At 55.9% G+C, this 22,062-nt stretch carries 27 protein-coding genes, 1 pseudogene and 1 other annotated feature; of the genes and pseudogenes, 19 read left to right on the top strand and 9 right to left on the bottom strand.

Annotation, left to right across the window (positions count from 1 at the left end; genetic code table 11):
- The coding region (locus QZ766_RS08615) for a hypothetical protein (RefSeq protein WP_297200235.1) at window positions 1-363 on the top strand (363 nt) is incomplete at its 5' end.
- Between the two features lie 147 nt (window positions 364-510).
- Here QZ766_RS08615 and clpB read toward each other — a convergent pair.
- From clpB to rluD, 3 genes are all read right to left on the bottom strand, one after another.
- Entirely contained in the window at window positions 511-3,084 is a 2,574-nt protein-coding gene (gene clpB / locus QZ766_RS08610; RefSeq protein WP_297200232.1) for an ATP-dependent chaperone ClpB, read from the bottom strand.
- Window positions 3,085-3,212: 128 nt separating this feature from the next.
- Window positions 3,213-3,944, bottom strand: a complete 732-nt coding sequence (yfiH, locus tag QZ766_RS08605) for a purine nucleoside phosphorylase YfiH (protein WP_297200229.1) — start codon at window positions 3,942-3,944, stop codon at window positions 3,213-3,215.
- A complete protein-coding gene (gene rluD, locus QZ766_RS08600; protein ID WP_297200225.1) occupies window positions 3,941-4,921 on the bottom strand; it encodes a 23S rRNA pseudouridine(1911/1915/1917) synthase RluD in 981 nt (326 codons plus the stop codon). Before rluD ends, yfiH begins: the two co-directional genes overlap by 4 nt.
- Window positions 4,922-5,052: 131 nt before the next feature.
- Here rluD and bamD point away from each other — a divergent pair, with 131 nt between their 5' ends.
- The 4 genes from bamD to pheA all read left to right on the top strand — a co-directional run bounded on the left by bamD (window position 5,053) and on the right by pheA (window position 7,847).
- Window positions 5,053-5,796, top strand: a complete 744-nt coding sequence (bamD, locus tag QZ766_RS08595; RefSeq protein WP_297200222.1) for an outer membrane protein assembly factor BamD — start codon at window positions 5,053-5,055, stop codon at window positions 5,794-5,796.
- A gap of 272 nt (window positions 5,797-6,068) precedes the next feature.
- Entirely contained in the window at window positions 6,069-6,419 is a 351-nt protein-coding gene (gene raiA / locus QZ766_RS08590; protein ID WP_297200220.1) for a ribosome-associated translation inhibitor RaiA, read from the top strand.
- Between the two features lie 120 nt (window positions 6,420-6,539).
- Window positions 6,540-6,664 (top strand) — a sequence feature (Phe leader region).
- Window positions 6,541-6,588 (top strand): pheA operon leader peptide PheL, encoded by a 48-nt coding sequence (gene pheL / locus QZ766_RS08585; protein ID WP_297200245.1) that lies wholly within the window; start codon window positions 6,541-6,543, stop codon window positions 6,586-6,588. (Overlaps the previous feature by 48 nt.)
- Window positions 6,665-6,686: 22 nt before the next feature.
- Window positions 6,687-7,847 (top strand): bifunctional chorismate mutase/prephenate dehydratase, encoded by a 1,161-nt coding sequence (gene pheA / locus QZ766_RS08580; RefSeq protein WP_297200243.1) that lies wholly within the window; start codon window positions 6,687-6,689, stop codon window positions 7,845-7,847.
- Here the strand turns inward: pheA and QZ766_RS08575 are convergent.
- The 5 genes from QZ766_RS08575 to QZ766_RS08555 all read right to left on the bottom strand — a co-directional run bounded on the left by QZ766_RS08575 (window position 7,844) and on the right by QZ766_RS08555 (window position 13,066).
- Complete coding sequence (locus tag QZ766_RS08575) at window positions 7,844-8,716, bottom strand: SMP-30/gluconolactonase/LRE family protein (protein WP_297200217.1); 873 nt, start codon at window positions 8,714-8,716, stop codon at window positions 7,844-7,846. The two genes, pheA and QZ766_RS08575, sit on opposite strands and share 4 nt — an antisense overlap.
- Before the next feature lie 109 nt (window positions 8,717-8,825).
- Entirely contained in the window at window positions 8,826-9,947 is a 1,122-nt protein-coding gene (tyrA, locus tag QZ766_RS08570; protein ID WP_297200214.1) for a bifunctional chorismate mutase/prephenate dehydrogenase, read from the bottom strand.
- Window positions 9,948-9,956: 9 nt separating this feature from the next.
- Window positions 9,957-11,027, bottom strand: a complete 1,071-nt coding sequence (aroF, locus tag QZ766_RS08565) for a 3-deoxy-7-phosphoheptulonate synthase AroF (RefSeq protein ID WP_297200211.1) — start codon at window positions 11,025-11,027, stop codon at window positions 9,957-9,959.
- A gap of 206 nt (window positions 11,028-11,233) precedes the next feature.
- Window positions 11,234-12,598, bottom strand: coding sequence for a PepSY-associated TM helix domain-containing protein (locus QZ766_RS08560; protein WP_297200208.1), 1,365 nt, complete (start codon window positions 12,596-12,598; stop codon window positions 11,234-11,236).
- Window positions 12,599-12,655: 57 nt separating this feature from the next.
- On the bottom strand, window positions 12,656-13,066 hold the full coding sequence (locus QZ766_RS08555; RefSeq protein ID WP_297200206.1) for a DUF2946 domain-containing protein: 411 nt from the start codon (window positions 13,064-13,066) through the stop codon (window positions 12,656-12,658).
- Window positions 13,067-13,514: 448 nt separating this feature from the next.
- Here QZ766_RS08555 and QZ766_RS08550 point away from each other — a divergent pair, with 448 nt between their 5' ends.
- Window positions 13,515-14,726, top strand: coding sequence for an oxalate decarboxylase family bicupin (locus QZ766_RS08550; protein ID WP_297200203.1), 1,212 nt, complete (start codon window positions 13,515-13,517; stop codon window positions 14,724-14,726).
- 44 nt (window positions 14,727-14,770) lie between these two features.
- Here the strand turns inward: QZ766_RS08550 and QZ766_RS08545 are convergent, their stop codons facing one another.
- Window positions 14,771-15,619 carry a helix-turn-helix domain-containing protein gene (locus QZ766_RS08545; protein ID WP_297200200.1) on the bottom strand — a complete coding sequence of 283 codons (849 nt, stop codon included), beginning with the start codon at window positions 15,617-15,619 and terminating at the stop codon, window positions 14,771-14,773.
- Between the two features lie 229 nt (window positions 15,620-15,848).
- Between QZ766_RS08545 and QZ766_RS08540 the strand changes: the two genes are divergently transcribed.
- From QZ766_RS08540 to QZ766_RS08480, 13 genes and pseudogenes are all read left to right on the top strand, one after another.
- On the top strand, window positions 15,849-16,187 hold the full coding sequence (locus QZ766_RS08540; RefSeq protein ID WP_297200197.1) for a DUF5347 family protein: 339 nt from the start codon (window positions 15,849-15,851) through the stop codon (window positions 16,185-16,187).
- A gap of 68 nt (window positions 16,188-16,255) precedes the next feature.
- Window positions 16,256-16,468 (top strand): DUF2732 family protein, encoded by a 213-nt coding sequence (locus QZ766_RS08535; protein WP_297200194.1) that lies wholly within the window; start codon window positions 16,256-16,258, stop codon window positions 16,466-16,468.
- Complete coding sequence (locus QZ766_RS08530) at window positions 16,468-16,692, top strand: TraR/DksA C4-type zinc finger protein (protein ID WP_297200240.1); 225 nt, start codon at window positions 16,468-16,470, stop codon at window positions 16,690-16,692. The genes QZ766_RS08535 and QZ766_RS08530 overlap by 1 nt, the downstream gene beginning before the upstream one ends.
- On the top strand, window positions 16,689-18,641 hold the full coding sequence (locus QZ766_RS08525; protein ID WP_297200191.1) for a replication endonuclease: 1,953 nt from the start codon (window positions 16,689-16,691) through the stop codon (window positions 18,639-18,641). Before QZ766_RS08530 ends, QZ766_RS08525 begins: the two co-directional genes overlap by 4 nt.
- Window positions 18,642-18,767: 126 nt before the next feature.
- Complete coding sequence (locus QZ766_RS08520) at window positions 18,768-18,950, top strand: hypothetical protein (protein ID WP_297200188.1); 183 nt, start codon at window positions 18,768-18,770, stop codon at window positions 18,948-18,950.
- A gap of 157 nt (window positions 18,951-19,107) precedes the next feature.
- A complete protein-coding gene (locus QZ766_RS08515) occupies window positions 19,108-19,311 on the top strand; it encodes a tail protein X (protein WP_297200185.1) in 204 nt (67 codons plus the stop codon).
- Window positions 19,302-19,508, top strand: a complete 207-nt coding sequence (locus QZ766_RS08510; protein ID WP_297200183.1) for an HP1 family phage holin — start codon at window positions 19,302-19,304, stop codon at window positions 19,506-19,508. Before QZ766_RS08515 ends, QZ766_RS08510 begins: the two co-directional genes overlap by 10 nt.
- Complete coding sequence (locus QZ766_RS08505; RefSeq protein ID WP_297200180.1) at window positions 19,505-20,017, top strand: lysozyme; 513 nt, start codon at window positions 19,505-19,507, stop codon at window positions 20,015-20,017. The genes QZ766_RS08510 and QZ766_RS08505 overlap by 4 nt, the downstream gene beginning before the upstream one ends.
- Window positions 20,014-20,361 (top strand): annotated as a pseudogene (locus QZ766_RS08500) (LysB family phage lysis regulatory protein); the annotation flags it as partial. The gene QZ766_RS08505 and the pseudogene QZ766_RS08500, both read left to right, overlap by 4 nt.
- Entirely contained in the window at window positions 20,282-20,551 is a 270-nt protein-coding gene (lysC, locus tag QZ766_RS08495) for an Rz1-like lysis system protein LysC (protein ID WP_297200176.1), read from the top strand. The pseudogene QZ766_RS08500 and the gene lysC, both read left to right, overlap by 80 nt.
- Window positions 20,535-21,002 (top strand): phage tail protein, encoded by a 468-nt coding sequence (locus QZ766_RS08490; protein ID WP_297200173.1) that lies wholly within the window; start codon window positions 20,535-20,537, stop codon window positions 21,000-21,002. The genes lysC and QZ766_RS08490 overlap by 17 nt, the downstream gene beginning before the upstream one ends.
- A gap of 77 nt (window positions 21,003-21,079) precedes the next feature.
- Window positions 21,080-21,715 carry a phage baseplate assembly protein V gene (locus QZ766_RS08485; RefSeq protein ID WP_297200170.1) on the top strand — a complete coding sequence of 212 codons (636 nt, stop codon included), beginning with the start codon at window positions 21,080-21,082 and terminating at the stop codon, window positions 21,713-21,715.
- A complete protein-coding gene (locus QZ766_RS08480; RefSeq protein ID WP_297200167.1) occupies window positions 21,712-22,059 on the top strand; it encodes a GPW/gp25 family protein in 348 nt (115 codons plus the stop codon). The genes QZ766_RS08485 and QZ766_RS08480 overlap by 4 nt, the downstream gene beginning before the upstream one ends.
- Window positions 22,060-22,062: the final 3 nt, after the last annotated feature.

Raw genomic sequence — 22,062 nt, 5'->3', positions numbered from 1 at the left:
CATGTGTTAGGCCTGCCGCCAGCGTTCAATCTGAGCCATGATCAAACTCTTCAATTTAAGTTTGATGCTCGTGAATTAAACTTCGTAATGAATTACGTGTTCACTCAGAGACTTGGTATTCATTTATTGTCCGAAGACATTAAGAATCCATGTCACTTTGAGTGCCCACACAGATTGTCTGATAAATTGTTAAAGAGCAGTGCGACGCGCTTTAGCGCTCTGTCGCGAGGTGGCGTATATTACGCTTTCCTCATTCAGAGTCAAGCATTTAATTTCGCTTTTCTCTGTCGGCGTTTCTGGAGAAACCCCGCTAACCCGGCGGCCTGTAAGCCGTTGTTCCGTGTCAGTGGTGGCGCATTATAGGGAGTAATTCTGAACTGGCAAGTATAAATCTCAAAAAAGATTTCAACCGTTCACTTTTGCAGCAAAACACCCAACAAACCTCAATAGTAGCCTGGTTTTTAAACAAAAACGGGCCTTTCGGCCCGTTTTTACGTTTCAATACACGCGTTATTGCGTTGCAACAATCCGATTGTCTTTCACCGTAAGGTGAACAAGCTTACCGGGTATTAACTCACCAGAGAGAATCTGCTGTGCCAGCGGGTTCTCAATCTGCTGCTGGATAGCGCGTTTCAGTGGTCGCGCCCCGTAGACCGGGTCGTATCCGTTTTCGCTGAGCAGCTTGAGCGCGTCATCGTCAATCTGCACTGCATATCCGCGCTCTTCCAGGCGTTTGTACAGCCGCTGAAGCTGGATATTGGCAATTGAAGCAATGTGCTGTTCACCCAGCGGATGGAATACCACCACCTCATCAATACGGTTAATGAATTCCGGACGGAAGCTCTGGCTTACCACACCGAGCACCAGCTCTTTCATATGACCGTAGTCCAGATCGCCGAAACGCTCCTGAATCAGATCGGAACCAAGGTTAGACGTCATGATAACGACCGTATTACGGAAATCGACCGTCCTCCCCTGCCCGTCAGTCAGACGTCCGTCGTCAAGTACCTGCAGAAGGATATTGAAAACATCCGGATGCGCTTTTTCAACTTCGTCCAGCAGAATCACTGAATACGGACGACGACGTACGGCCTCGGTCAGATAACCGCCCTCTTCGTAACCCACATATCCCGGAGGAGCACCAACCAGGCGCGATACCGAATGTTTTTCCATAAATTCAGACATGTCGATTCGCACCATTGCATCATCGCTGTCGAACATAAAGTCGGCCAGCGCTTTGCACAGCTCGGTTTTACCTACCCCTGTTGGGCCGAGGAACAGGAATGAACCGATTGGACGGTTAGGATCGGCAAGCCCGGCGCGGCTGCGGCGAATCGCGTTCGAGACGGCCTCAACAGCTTCATCCTGACCAATAACTCGCTGATGCAGCTCCTGCTCCATCCGCAGCAGTTTATCGCGCTCACCTTCCATCATCCGCGCCACCGGAATACCGGTCCAGCGGGCCAGCACTTCGGCAATTTCGACATCTGTTACGCGGTTGCGCAGCAGGCGCATTGTTTTGCCTTCCGACTGAGTCGCAGCCTCAAGCTGTTTTTCCAGATCCGGAATTTTACCGTACTGCAGCTCGGACATTCTCGCCAAATCGCCAACGCGCCGCGCCTGCTCGATAGCGATTTTCGCCTGCTCAAGTTCGGCTTTGATCGTTTGTGTTCCGGAGAGCGATGCTTTCTCTGCTTTCCACTCCTCTTCTAATTCGGAATACTGGCGCTCTTTATCCTCAAGTTCTTCATTGAGCATATCCAGACGCTTAACACTTGCTTCATCCGACTCTTTCAGAAGAGCCTGCTGCTCCAGCTTAAGCTGGATTATGCGGCGATCGAGTCGGTCGAGCTCTTCCGGCTTGGAGTCAATCTGCATACGAATGCTGGATGCGGCTTCATCGATCAGGTCGATAGCTTTATCCGGCAGCTGCCGGTCGGCAATATAGCGATGGGACAATGTCGCCGCCGCCACAATCGCCGGATCCGTAATCTGCACGTGATGATGCAGCTCATAGCGCTCTTTCAGGCCGCGTAAAATAGCAATGGTGTCTTCAACTGACGGTTCAGCCACAAACACTTTCTGAAAGCGCCGTTCGAGAGCCGCATCTTTCTCTATATACTGGCGGTACTCGTCGAGCGTGGTCGCACCGACGCAGTGCAGCTCGCCGCGCGCCAGCGCAGGCTTAAGCATGTTGCCGGCGTCCATCGCACCGTCGGCTTTGCCCGCACCAACCATCGTATGCAGCTCGTCAATAAACAGGATGACGTTGCCTTCCTGCTTCGACAGATCGTTCAGCACACCTTTCAGGCGCTCTTCGAATTCGCCGCGGTATTTTGCGCCCGCCACCAGTGCACCCATATCCAGAGCCAGCACTCGACGGCCTTTAAGTCCTTCAGGGACTTCGCCGTTAACAATACGCTGGGCAAGCCCTTCGACAATGGCGGTTTTACCTACACCTGGTTCGCCAATCAGCACCGGGTTATTTTTGGTACGGCGCTGCAGAACCTGAATAGTTCGACGGATCTCTTCATCGCGGCCAATCACCGGATCGAGCTTGCCCTGCTCGGCACGCTCGGTAAGATCCACAGTGTATTTTTTCAATGCCTGGCGCTGATCTTCAGCACTCTGGTCGTTCACGCTTTCACCTCCGCGCATCTGTTCGATGGCCTGGGTCACGCTGGCTGCTGAGGCGCCGGCAGATTTCAAAAGATCGGTCAGCGTACCGCGTGATTCAAGCACCGCCAGAACGAACAGTTCTGACGAAATAAAGTTATCGCCCCTCTTTTGCGCCAGTTTGTCGCAAAGGTTCAGCACCCGCACAAGATCCTGAGAAGGCTGAACATCGCCGCCGGTACCTTCAACCTGCGGTAAACGGCTGAGCGCCTGCTCAATAGCGGTACGTAGCTGCCCGGCGTTAACACCGGCAGAGGTAAGTAAAGGACGCACCGAGCCGCCTTCCTGGTTCAGAAGCGCGCTCATTAAATGAAGTGGTTCGATGAATTGATTGTCGTGCCCCAGTGCGAGCGACTGGGCATCAGCTAAAGCAAGCTGGAATTTGTTGGTAAGACGATCCAGACGCATAACTTCCCCCATAACAGGTCAAATTTGCTACTGGAGATTAAATGAGGTCATCCCTCAATTATTCAAGGTTAAAGACCTGAACTATGCGAAAAATAATTCTGCCATCTGGATCGTCTTGATTCTGTAGGTTATCTCAGCCAAATAAAACTTGCCATACGACCCGTAGTACGATCCCGGCGATAAGAGAAAAAATCCTCCTTTTCGCTTAGAGTACAGCGTTCACCGCCGTAGACCTGAGTCACGCCGATCCGGGCCAGGCGCTGGCGAGCGAGCTGATAAATATCCGCATAGTACTTATCGCCCTGCGGACGGAATGCGCTGCTGGCTGCGCTATCTTTTTGCATAAACGCGTCCCGCACTTCCGGTCCAACTTCAAATGCCTCAGGACCAATCGCCGGCCCAAGCCAGGCGAGAATGTTTTCAGGCTTATCGTGAAAACAGGCAATGGTCTCTTCCAGCACGCCTTCGCACAATCCGCGCCAGCCCGCGTGCGCTGCCGCAACCTCGGTTCCCGACCGATTGCAGAAAAGCACCGGCAGGCAGTCCGCCGTCATGACTGCACACACCTGCCCCGGGATATTACTGTAAGCAGCATCGGCTCGCTTAGAAGGATACGCCTCGCCGGTAAGCGTAAGCACGCGGGTGCCGTGAACCTGCTCCAGCCACACGGGGCGAGACGGCAGCGCCGCCGCCTCGTAAAACCGGCGGCGATTCTCCTCAACATCTTCAGGATTGTCGCCGCAGTGCGCGCCCAGATTTAGCGAATCGTAGGGAGGAAGGCTTACGCCGCCCGTACGGGTAGAGCTGCAGGCACCGACGCCTGCAGGCAGCGGCCAGTCTGGAATGAGAACGCGGGTCATAGCCAGGTCACATCATCTTTATGCTCTTCAAAATCGGCGCGCATCGCGTCGATCAAATCGACCATATCCTGCGGGATTGGCGCGTTCCACTCCATCAGAACGCCGCTGACCGGATGGTACAGGCGGAGCATTGTCGCATGCAGCGCCTGGCGATCGAACTTGCGCAGTGCATCGATGAATTCGTCAGAGGCGCCCTTCGGCGGGCGCGGACGGCCGCCGTACAGCTGATCGCCCACCAGCGGATGCGTGATGTGCGCCATATGTACGCGAATTTGGTGAGTGCGTCCGGTTTCAAGCCGCAGGCGCAGGCGTGTATGGATGCGGAAGTGCTCCATAATGCGGTAGTGCGTTACTGCCGGTTTGCCCATCGGATGCACGGACATGTGCGTGCGCTTGGTCGGATGGCGGCTGATAGGTTCTTCCACGGTGCCGCCCGCCGTCATGTGACCGATAGCAACAGCTTCATATTCGCGAGTAATTTCACGCAGCTGCAGGGATTCAACCAGCCGCGTCTGAGCAGGAACGGTCTTCGCCACCACCATCAGGCCGGTTGTGTCTTTATCCAGACGATGGACGATACCGGCGCGCGGCACATCGGCAATCGGCGGATAGTAGTGCAGCAGCGCGTTAAGGATCGTGCCGTCAGGATTGCCGGCGCCGGGGTGCACCACAAAATCGCGGGGCTTGTTAATCACAATAATATCGTCATCTTCATAGACAATATTTAACGGGATATCCTGCGGCTCAAAACGCGCTTCTTCTTCAATTTCTGCGTTGATGGCGACGCTTTCACCGCCGAGGACTTTCTCTTTCGGCTTGTCAATCATGACCCCGTTTACCAGCACGCGCTGGTCAAGAATCCACTCTTTTATACGCGAACGTGAATAATCCGGGAACATTTCGGCCAAAGCCTGATCTAAGCGTTGACCCAGTTGTTTTTCGGACACTGTTGCGGTGAGTTGTACTCGTTGTACCATAGGAAGCTTCTTCGTTTAACGTTGGGTTTTACGGCTTTGCCGTTTAATATAGTGTGCTATTGTAGCTGGTCTTGATCGGGAGCAGGAATGATAATCTCCCGCATAAACATTCTGAGGAAAGTCAAAACGTCATGACGCGCATGAAATACCTGGTGGCCCTTGCCACACTGAGCCTGGCTTTGGCGGGTTGCTCTGGTTCAAAGGAAACGGTACCTGACAACCCGCCGAACGAAATTTACGCGACCGCTCAACAAAAGTTGCAGGACGGTAACTGGAAACAGGCAATAACGCAACTGGAAGCGCTGGATAATCGCTACCCGTTTGGTCCGTACTCTCAGCAGGTACAGCTGGATCTGATTTATGCGTATTACAAGAACGCCGATCTGCCGCTGGCTCAGGCGTCTATCGATCGCTTCATGCGCCTTAACCCAACGCATCCGAATATTGATTACGTCCTTTATATGCGCGGTCTGACCGACATGGCGCTGGACGACAGCGCGCTGCAGGGCTTCTTTGGCGTCGATCGCTCCGACCGCGATCCGCAGCACGCCCGCGACGCGTTTAACGATTTCTCCAAACTGCTGCGCGGCTATCCTCAGAGCCAGTATGCGACAGACGGCTACAAGCGCATGGTGTTCCTCAAGGATCGTCTGGCGAAATATGAGCTGTCGGTAGTGGACTACTATACCGCGCGCGGCGCGTGGGTTGCCGTGGTAAACCGCGTTGACGGCATGCTGCGCAACTACCCGGATACCCAGGCCACCCGCGATGCGCTGCCGAAAATGGAAAATGCTTACCGCAAAATGCAGATGAATGCGCAGGCAGATAAAGTTGCCAAAATCATTGCCGCCAACAGCAGCAAGACAAGCAGCTAAGCACTCACCTGTCACACAAAAACGGCAGCCTGCGGGCTGCCGTTTTTATTTGTGATCGGGATTCTTTCTGGAGCAATTGCGCACCAATAAATCCATTCAACTATGGCCCGCTTTTCGGACTTCCTCAAGCACTAATTGACCTGTTCCTGCCCTCACTCACAAAAAAGCGCCGTTGACAAAAAGTGACAAAATAACGTGATCTACATCACACAACTTGACATCAGGAACGGTATGCTGGGATCACCAAGACGGAAAGACAAGAGGTAAAATTTATGACAATGAACATTACCAGCAAACAAATGGAAATTACCCCGGCCATTCGCCAGCATGTCGCAGACCGTCTCGCCAAACTCGATAAATGGCAAACCCACCTGATTAATCCCCATATCGTTCTGTCCAAAGAGCCGCAGGGTTTTGTTGCTGACGCCACAATCAACACGCCAAACGGGCATCTGGTTGCCAGCGCGCGCCACGACGATATGTATACTGCTATCAACGAATTGATTAACAAGCTGGAAAGGCAGCTCAACAAAGTGCAGCATAAAGGTGAAGCGCGTCGCGCCAGTACATCGGTCAAAGACCTTAATAACGTCGAAGACGCTGACATCGTTGAACAAGAGTAATCCTTCACAACTGTGTTTATCTAACGCGCCTCAGGGCGCGTTTTTTATTGTAGCTGTTATTTACAGTTGACAGCGCGAAAACAGTACGGTTACTTTAACTGCACTACGTCAAGGAACTCATATGAAAAATAGCCTGTTCTTCTTCGCATTCTTTTTTACCTTCCCCTGATGGGAGGCGATTCGTCACGAGATAAAGAATGCGAAGACGAACATTAAGGCCTCCCAAATCGGGAGGCCTTTTTTATGAATAATAAGAAAGGCGATACTATGAATGCGGAAAACCCTTTACTGGCGCTGCGGGACAAAATCAGCACGCTGGATGAACAACTTTTGACCCTGCTCGCCGAACGCCGCGCGCTTGCTGTTGAAGTAGGCAAAGCAAAGCTGCTCTCGCACCGCCCGGTGCGCGACATTGACCGGGAGCGCGATCTGCTCGATCGCCTGCGCAATATCGGCAAAACCCACCAGCTGGATGCGCATTACATCACCCGCCTGTTTCAGCTGATCATTGAAGACTCGGTGCTGACCCAGCAGGCGCTGCTCCAGCAGCATCTCAATAAAACCAATCCGCATTCGGCGCGAATTGCTTTCCTTGGCCCAAAAGGCTCCTATTCCCATCTCGCGGCTCGCCAGTACGCGGCCCGCCACTTTGAGCAATTTATTGAGAGCGGCTGCGCAAAATTTGCCGATATTTTCGAACAGGTGGAAACCGGACAGGCCGACTATGCCGTCGTTCCAATTGAAAATACCAGTTCGGGCGCTATCAATGACGTCTACGATCTGCTGCAGCACACTAGCCTGTCCATTGTAGGCGAAATGACAGTGCCGATTGACCATTGCATTCTGGTCTCCGGATCCACGGATCTGGACACTATCGAAACTGTTTACAGCCATCCGCAGCCTTTCCAGCAGTGTACCCAGTTCCTCAGCCGCTATCCGCACTGGAAAATTGAATATACCGAGAGTACCTCGGCGGCCATGGAGAAAGTGGCCCAGTCGATGTCGCCAAAAGCGGCCGCGCTCGGCAGCGAAGCCGGCGGCGCGCTGTACGGTCTGCAGGTGCTGGAGCACGCCCGGGCCAACCAGGCACAGAATATTACCCGCTTTATCGTGCTGGCGCGCAAAGCCGTTAATGTCTCCGATCAGGTGCCGGCAAAAACTACGCTGTTAATGGCTACCGGCCAGCAGGCGGGCGCGCTGGTTGAGGCGCTGCTGGTACTGCGCAACCACAACCTGATAATGACTAAGCTGGAGTCGCGTCCGATTCACGGGAATCCGTGGGAAGAGATGTTCTATCTGGATATTCAGGCTAACCTGGAATCCAGCGCGATGCGGGCCGCGCTCAAAGAGCTGGGCGAAATCACCCGCTCCATGAAAGTGCTCGGCTGCTACCCGGGCGAAAACGTGGTACCGGTCGATCCCGCTTAACGACTGCGAAACGGCGGCTTCTTCATACCTGCAACGTCAACCGGCAGGGTGAAGATGGCGCCGGACAGCGGATAGGCAGCGATCTCTTCCGGGCGCATGTTTTCCCGCGTGGTGGTGATAAACAGCGTCTTCATATCCTGTCCGCCAAAGCAGACCATTGTCGGACAGCGCACCGGCAGGCGAAACTCTGCCAGCTGCTCTCCTTCAGGCGAGAAGCGGGCAATGCGCCAGCCGTTGTACATCGCACTCCAGTAGCAGCCCTCTTCATCCATCGCCGCGCCGTCGGGTATCCCCTCGCCGGCATTAAAGCAGCGAAAAACCTCACGGTGACCCGGTTCGCCCTGCGCGTCGAGCGGCGTGCGGTAAATCACCGCGTTCGGCGTATCCGAGGTGTACATCCACTTCCTGTCCGCGCTAAAGGCTAACCCGTTGGCTCCGCGAATATCGCACTGGATGACGCTTGTCCTCAGCTGATTATCGACGCGCACCAGCAGCGCGCCGTTGTAATCATCGGGACTCCAGAAGGTGCCGGCATAGAAGCGCCCATCGCGATCGGTACCACCGTCGTTAAAGCGCGCCAGGCGCGGATTGCTGGGATTGTCGCAAACTTTCTGAACGAGCGTGCCGTCCGGCTCGCTGAGCCAGATAGCGCTGCGCATTGCCACAATAAAACCACCCTGTTCGCGCAGCGCAAAGCAGCCGACTTCTTCAGGAAAACGCACTACCTGATGCTCGCCGCTGGCAATGTGGTAGCGGTGAATTTCACGTTCGAGAATATCTGCCCAGTAGAGGGCCTGCTCGTCTTCGCTCCAGGTCGGACATTCGGGAAGATGGCCGGTATAGTCAAACAGCTGCTGCAGTTGCGCCACGATTATCTCCTTATAAAAAAAGCCAGCGGGAATGCCCGCTGGCTTTTGAGTATAGACCCGTAAAACGTCGAACCGCATCGAACGTAACCTGAATTGTTCAGGTTATAAGTCACTGCCGGCTGTCATTAGCCTGACGCAGCAGCGTGCGGCTTTCGCTCTGGAAGCGCTGAGCATAGTCGCCAAACCAGTGCTCGACTCTGCGAAAACTGTCGATAAAGGCCTGCTTGTCTCCCTGCTCCAGCAGTGAGATGGCTTCACCGAAGCGTTTGTAGTAACGCTTAATAAGCGCCAGATTATTTTGTGAGGACATAATAATATCGGCGTAGAGCTGCGGATCCTGCGCAAATAGCCGCCCAACCATTGCCAGCTCAAGGCGATAAATCGGCGATGACAGCGCCAGCAGCTGTTCGAGCTGAACGTTCTCCTCCGCCAGATGCAACCCATAAGCGAAGGTAGCAAAGTGGCGCAGAGCCTGAATAAAGGCCATGTTCTGGTCGTGCTCAACGGCGCTGATGCGGTGCAGGCGTGCGCCCCAGACCTGAATCTGCTCCAGAAACCACTGATAGGCTTCCGGCTGTCGGCCATCGCAGTAAACCACCACCTGCTTGGCAAGGCTGCCGCTGTCCGGCCCGAACATCGGATGCAGGCCAACCACCGGGCCGCCGTGGGCCGCCAGCATCGCCTGCAGCGGGCCAGCTTTCACCGACGCCAGATCCACTAAAATACAATCATCTGGCAGCGCGGGCAGTCTGGTAATGGTCTCTTCGGTAATGTGGATTGGCACGCTGACGATCACCATGCCGGCATCGGCCACCAGCGTCTCGGCGTTATCCCAGTCATCCTGTTCAAGTGTACGAACCTGATAGCCCGACAGGGTGAGCATCTTATTAAACAAACGCCCCATCTGGCCGCCGCCGCCGACGATAACTACTGGCCGCAGCTGCGGGTAGAGCGTTTTAAAGCCCTTGTCATTTTCGCTGGAGTAGGACTCCCGCATCACCCGGCGCAGCACGTCTTCAATCAGATCGGGCGGCACGCCGAGCTTTTCCGCTTCCTGACGGCGCGAAGAGAGCATTGACGCCTCGCGTTCAGGAACGTAAATCGGCAGGCCATACTGGCTTTTAACTTCGCCCACTTCGGCGACTAGTTCCAGGCGGCGCGCCAGCAGAGCCAGCAGCGCCTTGTCCACTTCATCAATTTGATCGCGCAGGGCGGTCAATTCAGCAACCATAACGTCCTCTTAATCCAGACGCGCCGTCAGATGGCCGCGCAGATCGTTGTTAATTTCACGCAGCAGCGTCTCGGTGGTCTCCCAGCTGATGCAGGCATCGGTCACCGACACGCCATACTTCATCGCGCTGCGCGGCTGCTCGGAGGATTGATTGCCTTCGTGAATATTACTTTCAATCATCAGGCCGGTGATCGAACGATTGCCATCTTTAATCTGGGCAATCGCGGACTCGGCCACGGCAGGCTGACGGCGGTAGTCTTTATTGGAATTACCGTGGCTGCAATCTACCATCAGGGACGGTTTGAGTCCCGCCTGCGCCATCTCTTTTTCACACTGTTCTACATCCGCCGGGCTGTAGTTAGGCGCTTTGCCCCCGCGCAGGATAACGTGTCCGCCCGGATTACCGCGGGTTTGCAGTAAACAGACCTGGCCGGCCTGGTTAATACCTACGAAGCGGTGCGGCATAGATGCCGCGCGCATAGCGTTAATCGCCGTAGCCAGGCTGCCGTCGGTGCCATTTTTGAAACCGACCGGCATGGAGAGCCCGGAAGCCATCTCACGGTGGGTCTGAGATTCGGTGGTGCGCGCGCCAATGGCCGACCAGCTAAACAGATCGCCAAGGTACTGCGGGCTGTTCGGATCGAGCGCTTCGGTCGCCAGCGGCAGGCCCATGCTGACCAGCTCAACCAGCAGCCCGCGCGCAATTTTCAAACCGCTTTCAACATCAAACGAGCCATCCATGTGCGGATCGTTAATCAGCCCCTTCCAGCCAACGGTAGTACGGGGTTTTTCAAAATAGACGCGCATCACCAGATAGAGGCTATCGCTGACCTCGGCGGCAAGGGCTTTAAATCGACGAGCGTATTCAATCGCGGCTTCAGTATCGTGAATGGAGCACGGACCGCACACCACCAGCAGACGCGGGTCGCGTCCGGCGACGATATCGGAGATGGTTTTACGCGACTCGGCGATCTGCGCTTCCTGCGCGACAGTAAGCGGGAACTCTGCTTTCAGCGCTTCCGGGGTGATAAGGATATGTTCGTCGGCGATATGTACATTGTTCAGCGCGTCTTTTTGCATGATGGCAATCCTGTCTGGCTCGTTTGCGATAGGTTTTTCTGGGTGATGATGGGACCTACAATATCACAATAAGTAAAGATATCAATCCAAAATCCGTAAATTTTACTTTACACACGCTATTTTTTGCCCCTTATTAACCCTTAAATCGTAAAGATAAAAATACAGCAGACTGACAATGCTCTTGCCCGCCTGCTGTCCACTAACAGTTAAGGCCGAACCACTTCACTCTGTGCGCCGCGGCTCCCCTTACGCCAGCGCAGCACATCAATAACCACAAACAGCAGCAGGCTGGCCCCCATTACCGGCAGGGCTATCCCCAACGCGACAGCAATCACCAGCGTGCATACGCGTCCGCCGGCAGGCAGTTCCAGCCAGCTCTTTGTCAGCACTCTCAGCTGGCCGGCGGCCGGCGCGGAAGGACGTCGAATCCACCAGAGCCGGTAGCCAACAAGAATCATCCCGCACAGCGCCAGGCCGAAGGCGATAAGCAGCAGCTGGTTTGCCAGCCCAAACAGCACGCCCATATGAAAATCGACGCCCCAGCGGGTCAGCTTCGCCATTAGCGGGAAATCCGCAAAGCGGGTGCGGTCCACAATCTGCATCGTGTCCGCATCAACGGCCACCGCATCTACCCGCGTTGGCCAGCTGCGATCGACCTCGGTAACCGTCCACGCATAGCCCCGGGCTTTGGGCGGGCGGATTTCCACTTTGCTGGCGTCAATACCGCCGCGCCGCGCCAGCTGCAAAACCGCGTCATACAGCGCCGGACTGGACGATGGCATAACCATGCCGCCGTGCCCCTGGTGGTGATCGGCATGAGGATCGTTTTGCGTGTTCTGTCCATCCAGCCGCGTGTTGACTTGCGGGGTCATCCAGTTCAGGCTTGCCCGCAGCCTGTCAACGTTGCCTCCGGCCCACTGCGACCAGGTCAGGCCGGTGGCAGAGAATAGCAGCATGCCCACCAGCAGCAGCCATCCTGCGGTCACGTGAAGCCGGCGATTGTCCTGCACCGGATTATTTATGCGCCGCCGGGGGCGGGTAAAAAACCACAGCGCAATCCCGCCGCAGGCGGCAATCCACATCCAGGACGCGGCCAGCTCGCTGTAAACCCGGCCGTAATCACCCAGCAGCAGAGCACGGTGCACTTTATCGATCCACATCCGCAGCGGCAGAACGCCGCTGGTGCCGTAAACGGTCATATCGCCTTTCACTGCCAGCGTCACCGGATCGATAAACAGCGCCCGACTCTCTGATGCTCCCAGTTCAGCGGAGCGAAACATCACCCGGGTCGTCTCCCCCATTTCAGGCGCGGGACGCACGGCGTAAAGTGGTGAATCATCGCCGGTGGCACTTTGTGCCGCCGCAATCTGGTCGGCAAGCGGCCTTGCCTCTCCCCGGCCGTCAGCGGTGAGCGCCTCGTGAAAAATGATATTTTCCAGCTGCGGCGTTGCTACATAGAGCGTGCCGGTCAGTGCAGCGATAAAGATGAATGGCCCGACAAACAGACCAACAGAAAAATGGAGGCGCCGCAGCAGGTTTATCCATGCCGCGCGCGGGGTGCAGGTTGTCATACTTTTCCTTCAAAAAGCCAAAAGGGATCGAGGCGCAGTCGCGCCAGATAATTTTGATTAACAGGTAAAAGCTGACAGACGTGGCGGCGCCCGAGTTTCGGGGCGCAGACGAGGGGAAAAGTACCAGCACAGAACCAGCGGCGGAGGAATACGCAGCCGCTGTCGCCGGATGAGCAGGCTGAGCACCAGCACCAGCGCTACCAGCAGACCCGGAACGTGCGCAAACAGCACGCAGTAGCCGCAGGCCTCCATATCGTGAGCGGGTATTGACGCAGGGTGCGTCATGCCGCTATCGCCGTGGCCGTGACTCATCGACATCGCGTGGTCCATGCCGGGCATACTGCTCATGGGATCTTTTTGCAGTGATACAGAGATAAGCGGTGCAACAATAATCAGCGCCATAGCAAACAGCGCGAACCATGCCGCGTACTGCCTGTTACGATAATGATTAAAAAAGCCCTGCAGCATCTCACCTCCGGAAGGCGAGCATTGTAAATGATTTAGAGTGCTGATGTTAGCGATCGGTGCGACCGCGCGTGCCTGAGCAAGGGTAAATCACGCATTCTTTTTATGTTAAACGTAATCCTTTGTTACCTCCGTTACATATTTCTCACCAAAGAACGCGGTTTTTCGCCGCAAATAAATGAACTATTTGTGCTAATAGCATCATTTTTTCCATTCCAGAACTACACCTTTTCTAAACGCATGTTAATTAGCTCGCTAATTGAGTTACCTGACTTATCTTTTCACCTCAAAGCAAGCGGCCCTGATTTTTACATATCCGTAACGCGATATTCCCAGTCTCGATCTATATACCCTAAATAATTTGAGTTGCTTGAAGGCGGCTTGAAATATGACGGGTAAAACCGCGCGTGTCCGGATGTTACTGACTTTAAATGAATTCAGGAGATCGACGATGAAACACGTTTCACGCAGAGATTTTATAGCACTCACTGCGGGCGGCACAGTCGCCCTCGCCGCCGGGCAGGTACACGCCCATGATAACGAAGTGAAATCCTGGCCTGCGGGCGTCAGGGATCCCGGTCCGCACGATCCGATACGCGAAGCTGAGAATCCCGACATCGTCGATCCGCCCGCCACGGACAGCGGCACCCTGCCTAACCTTCGTTTCTCGTTCAGCGATGCCCATGTACGCAAAGGCAGCGGCGGCTGGACCCGGCAGGTAACAAAGCGGGAACTGGGAATATCCACCACCATCGCCGGTGTCGATATGCGCCTCAATGCCGGCGGCATCCGCGAGCTGCACTGGCATAAAGAGGGCGAGTGGGCCTACATGACTTACGGCAACGCGCGGGTCACGGCGTTCGATACTGAAGGCGGCTGGTTCGTGGACGATATTGGCGCAGGCGATCTGTGGTACTTCCCACCCGGCATTCCCCATTCTATCCAGGGCCTGGGTCCGGACGGCTGCGAATTCCTGCTGGCTTTCGACGATGGCGGATTCGATGAGGATAGCACTTTCCTGCTCTCGGACTGGTTCAAGCACATTCCGCCTGACATTTTAGCGAAAAACTTCAAGGTGCCGGTTTCGACGTTCAGTAAACTCCCCTCTCCGGAAAACGAGTATATTTTTGCCGGCACCGTGCCGGGCAGCCTCGATGCAGACGCCATCAAAGGCTCAGCCAAATCAAAAATCCGCTTTACCCACCGCATGATGGCTCAGGATCCGATCAAAGCCCCCGGCGGGACGGTGCGCATCACCGACTCATCCGTATTCCCGATTTCAAAAACCATCGCCGCGGCGCTGGTGGAAATTGATCCCGGCGGCCTGCGCGAACTGCACTGGCATCCAAACAACGACGAGTGGCAGTACTATCTGGAAGGAGAAGGCAGAATGGGCGTGTTTGCCTCATCCGGCCAGGCAAGAACCTTTGACTACCGCGCCGGCGACGTGGGCTATGTCCCGTTTGCGATGGGGCACTATATCGAAAATACCGGCAAAACCAGGCTACGCTTTCTTGAACTGTTTAAAAGCGATTACTACGCCGATATATCCCTGAACCAGTGGCTGGCAAGCACGCCGCCTGAGCTGGTGAAGCAGCATTTGCAGCTTGATGATGCGTTTATGCAAGCGCTGAGTTTGCAGAAGATGCCGGTGGTGAAGTAGCCTCCGAACGGGCGCAGCTTTCGACAGTGCCCGCAAGATTATCGCTACAGGTGTTTCTCCAGCGTCAGCGTAACTAATCCATAAGGAGCGACATCGCTGATGCTGCATTCAAAATTGGCAGCAGCATGAGTAAGATGAACTTTCCCGCCGGGTAGTCGCACCACATCAAACACGTCCAGTGAATCATCAATACTGACAAACCAGCGCCCGTTCCCGAGATTTTTAGCTGAGGTATCCACCAGCCATCCCGTATTTAACCCTTGAATAAAAACCAGCCCTTCCGTTGAATCGGGCAGCAGGGAGCGGTCCAGCGTCCAGCTGCCAGCCTCTTTCAGCGCGCCGGATTCCAGACGATAGCGGGCGATACGGCACGCGTGCCCTTCAGCGTCATTATGCGGCTGACCTGCGGACATCTCTCCCTGCCCGGTCGCCAGCCAACGCAACGAAACGCCGGTATCCAGCGCACAGGCAACAACGACATCCCCCGGAAAAAACTCGCGCCTGATCCAGGTGCTGATAGTGCCCGAAGAGATATCCAGCAAATCGCCAAGCTCTTTCTGCATTTTGAAACCATACGCATCAAGAATGCGCCGCAGCACAGGGCGGCCACCAGTAGCCAGTATCTCGTCATACAGCGATTTACCGTGCAGCGCAGTTTTAGTTTCATGGTTTGCATTTGCAAACTTACCGTTAATCAACCAGTAGAGATCGGCTCCGGTATCAAGAGCACACTTCACTACCGCCTTATAAGGGATGCTGTCGCGCTGTAGCCATGAGCTGATGTTATTGGCGGGAACCTCCAGTGCTTCGGCCAGCGCCCGCTGGCTGGAAACGCCATATGCAGAGCTTATTCGCTCCACAATCTCTTGCGCACTTAAATTCTCTTCAGACATAGTCACCACACAACAAAAAAGCGTTTCAACAATCGCAATTGCGATCTACATTGCATTGCATATTCTGCTAATGCGCAGATATGAATATTTCGAGGCTAATAGCCTGATATTGCGTGATGCCACGAACAAAATCAATGGCAAAACGCGCCGTCTTGAGCTCTCAAATGCAAGTTTTGCGAGAGAAAGTCAGTAAAAAATGAAACGCATAGCAATCATTCAGGAGGTGTTTATGCCTGCTCAAACAATATCCCCTGTTCGGACACTTAATCTGGGCCAGCGTACTCGCGGTCTGGACCGAATAACACAGCTGCGGGCCGAGCTGTGGCACGACGACGGCAGGGATCTGAAAAAATTTTTTGCTGCCGTACGCGACAGGCGCGATCCGCTGTACGATCAGAATAGCCGGACACTGTCCGCCCTGCTATTTCTCGCCGGGATCCCCGTCAGCCGGCACGCGCTCTCTCCTGAGGCATTTTCAGCAGAAGAAAAAGCCTCACTGATCCTGGCGATGAACCAGTTTCGGGCCATGGTCAGCCTGTTTCCGAAGCGTCTGGCGCTCCCCCGCTAAACACAATGTCGATTCCACTGGCGTCAATCCGCCGGGCATCGTTTTGCCTGAATTCAGGAGAATAAAGAATGATCTTTCGTCCCTGCGGCGATGAACAACTCGCATACATGCTGGCTGAAACGCGGCTTGCAGAACGCGCCCTGCTGGCGCGTACCTTCAGCGCACGGCTGCGAGCGTTAGCCGTCTATATCAACCGCTGCCAGCTAACCGGCACCGAAGCCGCCGAGCTCCTGCAACAGGAAGAGGCGCGCCTGGAAAATACATGTTCGGAGGTAATCTGATGGTCGATTCAGTGGATCACGCTCAGGAATACGAGCTGGCAGAACGCGAACGCCATATTCGCCGAGCGCGGCTGAGTTCAACCTGCGCATCCCGCCTGCTGTGTGAGGCGTGCGAGGCACCTATTCCCGAGGCTCGCCGGGCCGCCATTCCGGGTGTCGCGCTTTGCATTACCTGCCAGCAGCGCCGCGAGCAGCAGCAGCGCCACTACAGGAAAGATCGGTGAGCCAGCTCGCTTTTACCTGGCCCTGGAATGCCCCTCGTCAGGCCATCGCTTGCCCAGGAATGACTTATCAGCAGCAGCGGGAGCGCAATCGGCAAATCGAGGCACTGTTGCGCGTTCGGCGGAAGATAGCCACCCTCCCCGACTGCCTGCAGCGGGAGATTTATCGCCGCAGCGATGCCCTTGAGCAACGTAGCGGCACGCCTGCAGCAAATGGCTGGCTGCGCCAAGTAGGTCAGTATCTGCTACCGCGCATCGAACAGGTTATGGTGCAGTGGCGACTGGAGTCAGTTTCACGCGCGCTATCAATGAACATCTTCCGCGGCCATTTTGATACGGATTTCCTGCAGTTTCTGGCTTCACGGCTGGTGAACGTCACCACCCGCTATAATCGTCTGCCCGATATGAATCGGGCTGATGTTGACCGTCTGGCCGAGGATATCGCTCACTTTATCCGCGCCGAGCTGGCTAATATTGATATCGAAAAAGAAAGTGAGCGGGACAGCCTTTACCGCTGGTATCTGCACGCCGCGGCCATCTGCCAGCAGTTTAACGTTACCCCTCCCTGCTGGCTGCACGCCAGTAAACAAGCGGCACTGCTGGGCCCGGCGGTTATTCGCATGTTCAGCGAAGTGTGGTGGAAAACGAAACTAAGACGCGTAGCTCTCGAATGGCGCGAGCATTTACTGATTGCCTTTGGCTACGTAAGTAAAAAGCATCACCCTTTTGCCAGCAGCAATTGCCTGCGCGAGTGGCGCGAGAAGAAGCGGCGCACCCGCGATTTTCTGAAAAGCAGGGAGCTTGAGGATGAAGAGGGGCACCGCATCAGCCTGATTGACAAATATGACGCATCAATCGCCAATCCCGCTATCCGCCGCTGCGAGCTGATGACCCGCATTCGCGGATTTGAAACTCTTTGCCAGCAGCTGGGCTATGCCGGGGAGTTTTGTACTTTGACCGCCCCGGCAAAATATCACGCCACGCTCAGCAGCGGGCACCCTAATCCAGCCTGGAACGGCGCATCACCGCGCGAAACGCAGTCCTGGTTCAACCAGACCTGGGCACGTATACGCGCCAGGCTGCACCGTGACAATATCCGCATTTTTGGCATTCGGGTCGCCGAACCCCACCACGACGCAACCCCGCACTGGCACCTGCTTATCTTTTTACGCCCTGAGCAACTGGACGCATTCCGCTGCATTATGCGCGACTACGCCCTGGCAGATGACAGCGGTGAGCTTTGCTCCGACAGGGCAAAGCAGGCTCGCTTCGCGTCAGTTGCGATGGACAGCAGTAAAGGCAGCGCTACAGGATACATTGCCAAGTACATTGCCAAGAATATTGATGGCTATGCGCTGGATGGCGAGCGTGAGCACGAGAGCGGCAGGCCGCTGCGGGAGACGGCGGCAGCCGTAACTGCCTGGGCAGCGCGCTGGCGCATTCGCCAGTTTCAGTTTATCGGCGGCGCGCCGGTTACCGTTTATCGCGAACTGCGCCGCCTTCGCAGCGGTCCGGCGGCCAGGAGCCTGAGCATCTCCTTTGCCGCCGTTCACGCGGCTGCCGATGTCGGCGACTGGGCCCGCTATGTTAATGAACAGGGCGGCCCTTTTGTGAAACGTGACGATCTGCAGGTCCGCGCCTTTTATCTATCGATGGATAACTTCAACCGTTACGGCGAAGAGATTGTCACCATCCGCGGCGTTTACGATCGGCTGATCGGAGAGCGATTCGCGGTTATCACCCGGCCGCGCGTCTGGAAAATTGTGCCCCGCCGGTGCGAGGCCGGCGACTCGCGGCATCAATCGCCTTGGAGTTCTGTCAATAACTGTACGCCGCCGGGCATCGATTTCCTGCCAGAGGACCTTTCACAACCGCTAAATCGGCGCCAGCGGCAAACGCTAACCCGCTGGCTGCGGGTGGCAGGTTCACGTAATACACTGAGAGGCAGTTAAAAAACGTAAAGAAAATGGCTATTTATATCAGTGAGATATGGAGCACATATATTTTGCTTTTTTCTTCGCATCCCAAAATCACATGTGATACTGTATAAATATACAGTTACCGTATAGGAGAGATTCATGGTTGGGGAACAGATCAACCGGTCGCAGTACAGATGGGCATGCGTGCAATTTATCGCAGAGGTTTCTCTGCTAGCCAACTGCAAGCCTACGGATCTCAAGCTCGCTTTAAGTCTGATAGCCGATCTGGCCAACAGCGAAAATAGCGAACCTGACGACACGCTGTTTTACAAAGCGGAATAGACAGGAGTTCATACTAAAAGCCAGCCACCGTATCTCACTGAACTCCCCCTGGCGCTGTTGTGCCAGGGATGACCCTCCCCCCTTAAATAGCCCGCTCGCCCTATCTGAAAGACACTATCTGCAGACCTTTTCTCTCACTATCAGCGAGGCAAAACAGATGCAGGTAATCGCACAGCAGGGGGACACCCTGGATGTTATTTGCGTTCGTTATTACGGACGAAGCGCCGGGGTGTTCGAAACGGTGTTGGCCGCCAACCCTGGCCTGGCTGACGCCGGACCTTTGCTTGTTCACGGCACAATTATCGATCTCCCGGAAGTAAAAAGCGCCCCCGTCACCGAGAGCGTCAACCTATGGGAGTGAGCATCGACAAAATCAGTACCTTTATTACCTACTGGCTGTCGGTGCTGCTGGCGTTTTTCGGTGTCCAGACGGCGGAGAAGCTGGCGCTGATGACGGGCAGCGCCTGTGCCATCTTCACCGCGCTGGTCAACTTCTGGTATCGCCGCAAAACCTGGCGCTATCTGGCCGACCGCTGCGATAAAAAGGAGCGCTCATGAGCAAAACGCTAACCCGCTGCGCAACCGCCGCCGTGCTGGCCCTCGCAGCGCTGCTTCCGGACTATCATCGCCTGCATACCTCCCCCGACGGGCTGGCGCTGCTTGCAAACCTTGAAGGCTGCCGGCTTCGCCCCTACCAGTGCAGCGCGGGAGTCTGGACCTCGGGCATTGGCCACACGGCGGGCGTAGCGCCGCACCGGGCCATCACCGAACGCGAGGCGGCCAGCAATCTGGTGGCGGATGTGCTGCTGGTCGAACGGCGGCTGAACCGCTGTACCTCCGGAGAAATACCCCAGCCAGTTTATGACGCGCTGGTGAGCTTTGCCTTCAACGTCGGGACTGGCGCTGCCTGCCGCTCAACTCTGGCCTTCTTTATCAATGCGCGCCAGTGGCAGCAGGCCTGTGAACAGCTTCCGCGCTGGGTGTATATCAACGGTGTTAAAAGCCCCGGCCTCGAAAACCGCCGCCAGCGTGAACGTGCCTGGTGCCTGCGGGGGGCGACACAATGAAAATTTTGCTATCGCTGTTGCTGGCGGCCTCCCTGGCGCTTCTTTTCATGCGCCATGAAAACAGCACTCTTCGACGCGCCCTCACCGCAGCCGGGCAGACTGCCTCCGCACAACAGCAAAACCTTAATCACCTCAGCGCGGAGCGGGACGCCCTTAGCCACCAGCTTGAGCAAAATAATCACCTGCAGGCCAGGTGGCGACAGCAGCTGACTGCCGCGGAGGAAGCCTCCGCGCGCCGGGAACAAACTATTGCGAGACTCCTCAATGAAAATGAAGCCGCCCGCCGCTGGTACGCCAGCGCTCTTCCTGATGCTGTGCGCCGGATGCACCAGCGCTCCGCCTGCGCCTCTGCCAGCGGCTGTTTACAACCGCTGCCCGCCGGTACAGCTGTGCCCGATGCCGGAAAGTCATCCGCGAACTAACGGCGATTTAAGCGCCGATATTCGCCAGCTGGAGCGGGCGCTTGCGCGCTGCGCAATTCAGGTCGAAACCCTTAAACAATGCCAGGAGTACAACCATGCTAAAACCCAATAGCCTGCGCGAGACGCTGCTAAAAATGCTGCCCGAACTTGCCGCCGGGCCGGACAAGCTGACTCTCACTGTAAGCCGCGGCGTGGCGATCGCCACGCTGGCAGCCTCGCTTTCCTATGAAAAGCAGTATCCGCTGGTAGTTCGGGTCCTGGGATTTACTGGCGATATTAATTCGCTGCTGGTGCCCGTTATCGCCTGGCTGCGCGATAACCAGCCGGACATCATGACTGGCGCCGAAGGACAAAAGAGCGGCCTGTCCTGGGAGGCAGAAAGCGCCGACGGCGGCGGGCAAAACATTACTCTCACCCTGCTACTTACCGAGCGCACGCAGGTTACCGAAAGCAATGGTGCGCTGCGCGCAGACGATCTCCCTGAACCGCAGCCCGCCGTGCCGGTCACACGCCCCAAAGAGCTATACGTGCATGGCGAGCTGGTGAGCAGCTGGAACGAATAACCCAACCAGATGTTGTGTGGCAAACCGCCCAATGGCATCTGATTGCGACAATAACCTCTCAACGGCATCCTTTTCTTATGAACACAAACGACAACTTTTTCGATATTACCCGGCTGATGGGCAACGTAATCCGCATCGGCGCCGTCGCTGAAATCGATTTGGCGCGCGGCCGCTGCCGGGTCTCCAGCGGCGACTTGCTCACCGACTGGCTTCCGTGGCTGACTCAGCGCGCCGGAAAAGCCCGCAGCTGGTGGGCACCTTCCGTTGGCGAACAGGTGCTGCTTCTCGCCATCGGCGGCGAGCTGGATACCGCATTTATTCTGCCAGGCATCTTCTCCGATGATGCACCGGCCCCCTCGGTCTCGGCAGACGCTCATCATGTGATCTTTCCCGACGGAGCGGTTTTTGAATACGAGCCGAAAACCAGCACCCTGACGGTATCCGGCATTAAAACTGCGCAGATAACCGCCTCTGAATCCGTCACGGTGACAGTGCCGCAGGTGACGGTTAAAGCCAGCAGCCGCATCACGCTGGATACCCCGGAGGTGGTCTGCACCCATAAGCTGACCACCGCCACGCTGGAAGTCCAGCAGGGAGGCACGATGAACGGCAATATCACCCACGGCGGCGGCGCGCTGTCCTCTAACGGCAAAGTGCTGCACACCCATAAACATCCGGGCGACAGCGGCGGAACCACGGGAGCACCGTTATGACAATTCGTTATTCAGGCATGAACCGCAGCACCGGCCGGACGCTAACCGACGGCGATCATATCCGTCAAAGTCTGAGCGATGTGCTGCGTACACCGGTCGGGTCGAGGATTATGCGCCGCCAGTATGGTTCGCTACTCTCGGCACTGGTGGATCAGCCGCTTACCCCAGCTCTGGAACTGCAAATCATGGTGGCCTGCTATATGGCAGTTCTCCAGTGGGAACCGCGCGTGCAGCTCAGCGCCGTGACGACCGAACGCCTCGCCGATGGCCGGATGCTGGTTAACCTGACGGGCCAGCTGCGCAGCAGTGGCGAGCCACTTTCATTAACCCTGCCAGTGAGTTAAATC

The organism is uncultured Pluralibacter sp. (assembly GCF_913775985.1).
In the GTDB taxonomy this organism is placed as follows: Bacteria; Pseudomonadota; Gammaproteobacteria; order Enterobacterales; family Enterobacteriaceae; genus Pluralibacter.
Note: the sequence above shows the minus strand (reverse complement) of the source record. Positions and strands in the feature narration are given on the sequence as shown.

Bases quoted from the DNA above. Each gene is read 5' to 3' on its own strand.
- QZ766_RS08545 (WP_297200200.1), bottom strand. From the start codon at position 15,619: ATGTCTGAAGAGAATTTAAGTGCGCAAGAGATTGTGGAGCGAATAAGC.
- tyrA (WP_297200214.1), bottom strand. From the start codon at position 9,947: ATGGTTGCTGAATTGACCGCCCTGCGCGATCAAATTGATGAAGTGGAC.
- lysC (WP_297200176.1), top strand. From the start codon at position 20,282: ATGAAAATGAAGCCGCCCGCCGCTGGTACGCCAGCGCTCTTCCTGATG.
- QZ766_RS08490 (WP_297200173.1), top strand. From the start codon at position 20,535: ATGCTAAAACCCAATAGCCTGCGCGAGACGCTGCTAAAAATGCTGCCC.
- QZ766_RS08550 (WP_297200203.1), top strand. From the start codon at position 13,515: ATGAAACACGTTTCACGCAGAGATTTTATAGCACTCACTGCGGGCGGC.
- QZ766_RS08540 (WP_297200197.1), top strand. From the start codon at position 15,849: ATGCCTGCTCAAACAATATCCCCTGTTCGGACACTTAATCTGGGCCAG.
- QZ766_RS08560 (WP_297200208.1), bottom strand. From the start codon at position 12,598: ATGACAACCTGCACCCCGCGCGCGGCATGGATAAACCTGCTGCGGCGC.
- rluD (WP_297200225.1), bottom strand. From the start codon at position 4,921: ATGGTACAACGAGTACAACTCACCGCAACAGTGTCCGAAAAACAACTG.
- bamD (WP_297200222.1), top strand. From the start codon at position 5,053: ATGACGCGCATGAAATACCTGGTGGCCCTTGCCACACTGAGCCTGGCT.
- QZ766_RS08505 (WP_297200180.1), top strand. From the start codon at position 19,505: ATGAGCAAAACGCTAACCCGCTGCGCAACCGCCGCCGTGCTGGCCCTC.
- QZ766_RS08555 (WP_297200206.1), bottom strand. From the start codon at position 13,066: ATGCTGCAGGGCTTTTTTAATCATTATCGTAACAGGCAGTACGCGGCA.
- pheA (WP_297200243.1), top strand. From the start codon at position 6,687: ATGAATGCGGAAAACCCTTTACTGGCGCTGCGGGACAAAATCAGCACG.
- aroF (WP_297200211.1), bottom strand. From the start codon at position 11,027: ATGCAAAAAGACGCGCTGAACAATGTACATATCGCCGACGAACATATC.
- QZ766_RS08515 (WP_297200185.1), top strand. From the start codon at position 19,108: ATGCAGGTAATCGCACAGCAGGGGGACACCCTGGATGTTATTTGCGTT.
- QZ766_RS08530 (WP_297200240.1), top strand. From the start codon at position 16,468: ATGGTCGATTCAGTGGATCACGCTCAGGAATACGAGCTGGCAGAACGC.
- QZ766_RS08480 (WP_297200167.1), top strand. From the start codon at position 21,712: ATGACAATTCGTTATTCAGGCATGAACCGCAGCACCGGCCGGACGCTA.
- clpB (WP_297200232.1), bottom strand. From the start codon at position 3,084: ATGCGTCTGGATCGTCTTACCAACAAATTCCAGCTTGCTTTAGCTGAT.
- QZ766_RS08485 (WP_297200170.1), top strand. From the start codon at position 21,080: ATGAACACAAACGACAACTTTTTCGATATTACCCGGCTGATGGGCAAC.
- raiA (WP_297200220.1), top strand. From the start codon at position 6,069: ATGACAATGAACATTACCAGCAAACAAATGGAAATTACCCCGGCCATT.
- yfiH (WP_297200229.1), bottom strand. From the start codon at position 3,944: ATGACCCGCGTTCTCATTCCAGACTGGCCGCTGCCTGCAGGCGTCGGT.
- QZ766_RS08520 (WP_297200188.1), top strand. From the start codon at position 18,768: ATGGTTGGGGAACAGATCAACCGGTCGCAGTACAGATGGGCATGCGTG.
- QZ766_RS08510 (WP_297200183.1), top strand. From the start codon at position 19,302: ATGGGAGTGAGCATCGACAAAATCAGTACCTTTATTACCTACTGGCTG.
- QZ766_RS08535 (WP_297200194.1), top strand. From the start codon at position 16,256: ATGATCTTTCGTCCCTGCGGCGATGAACAACTCGCATACATGCTGGCT.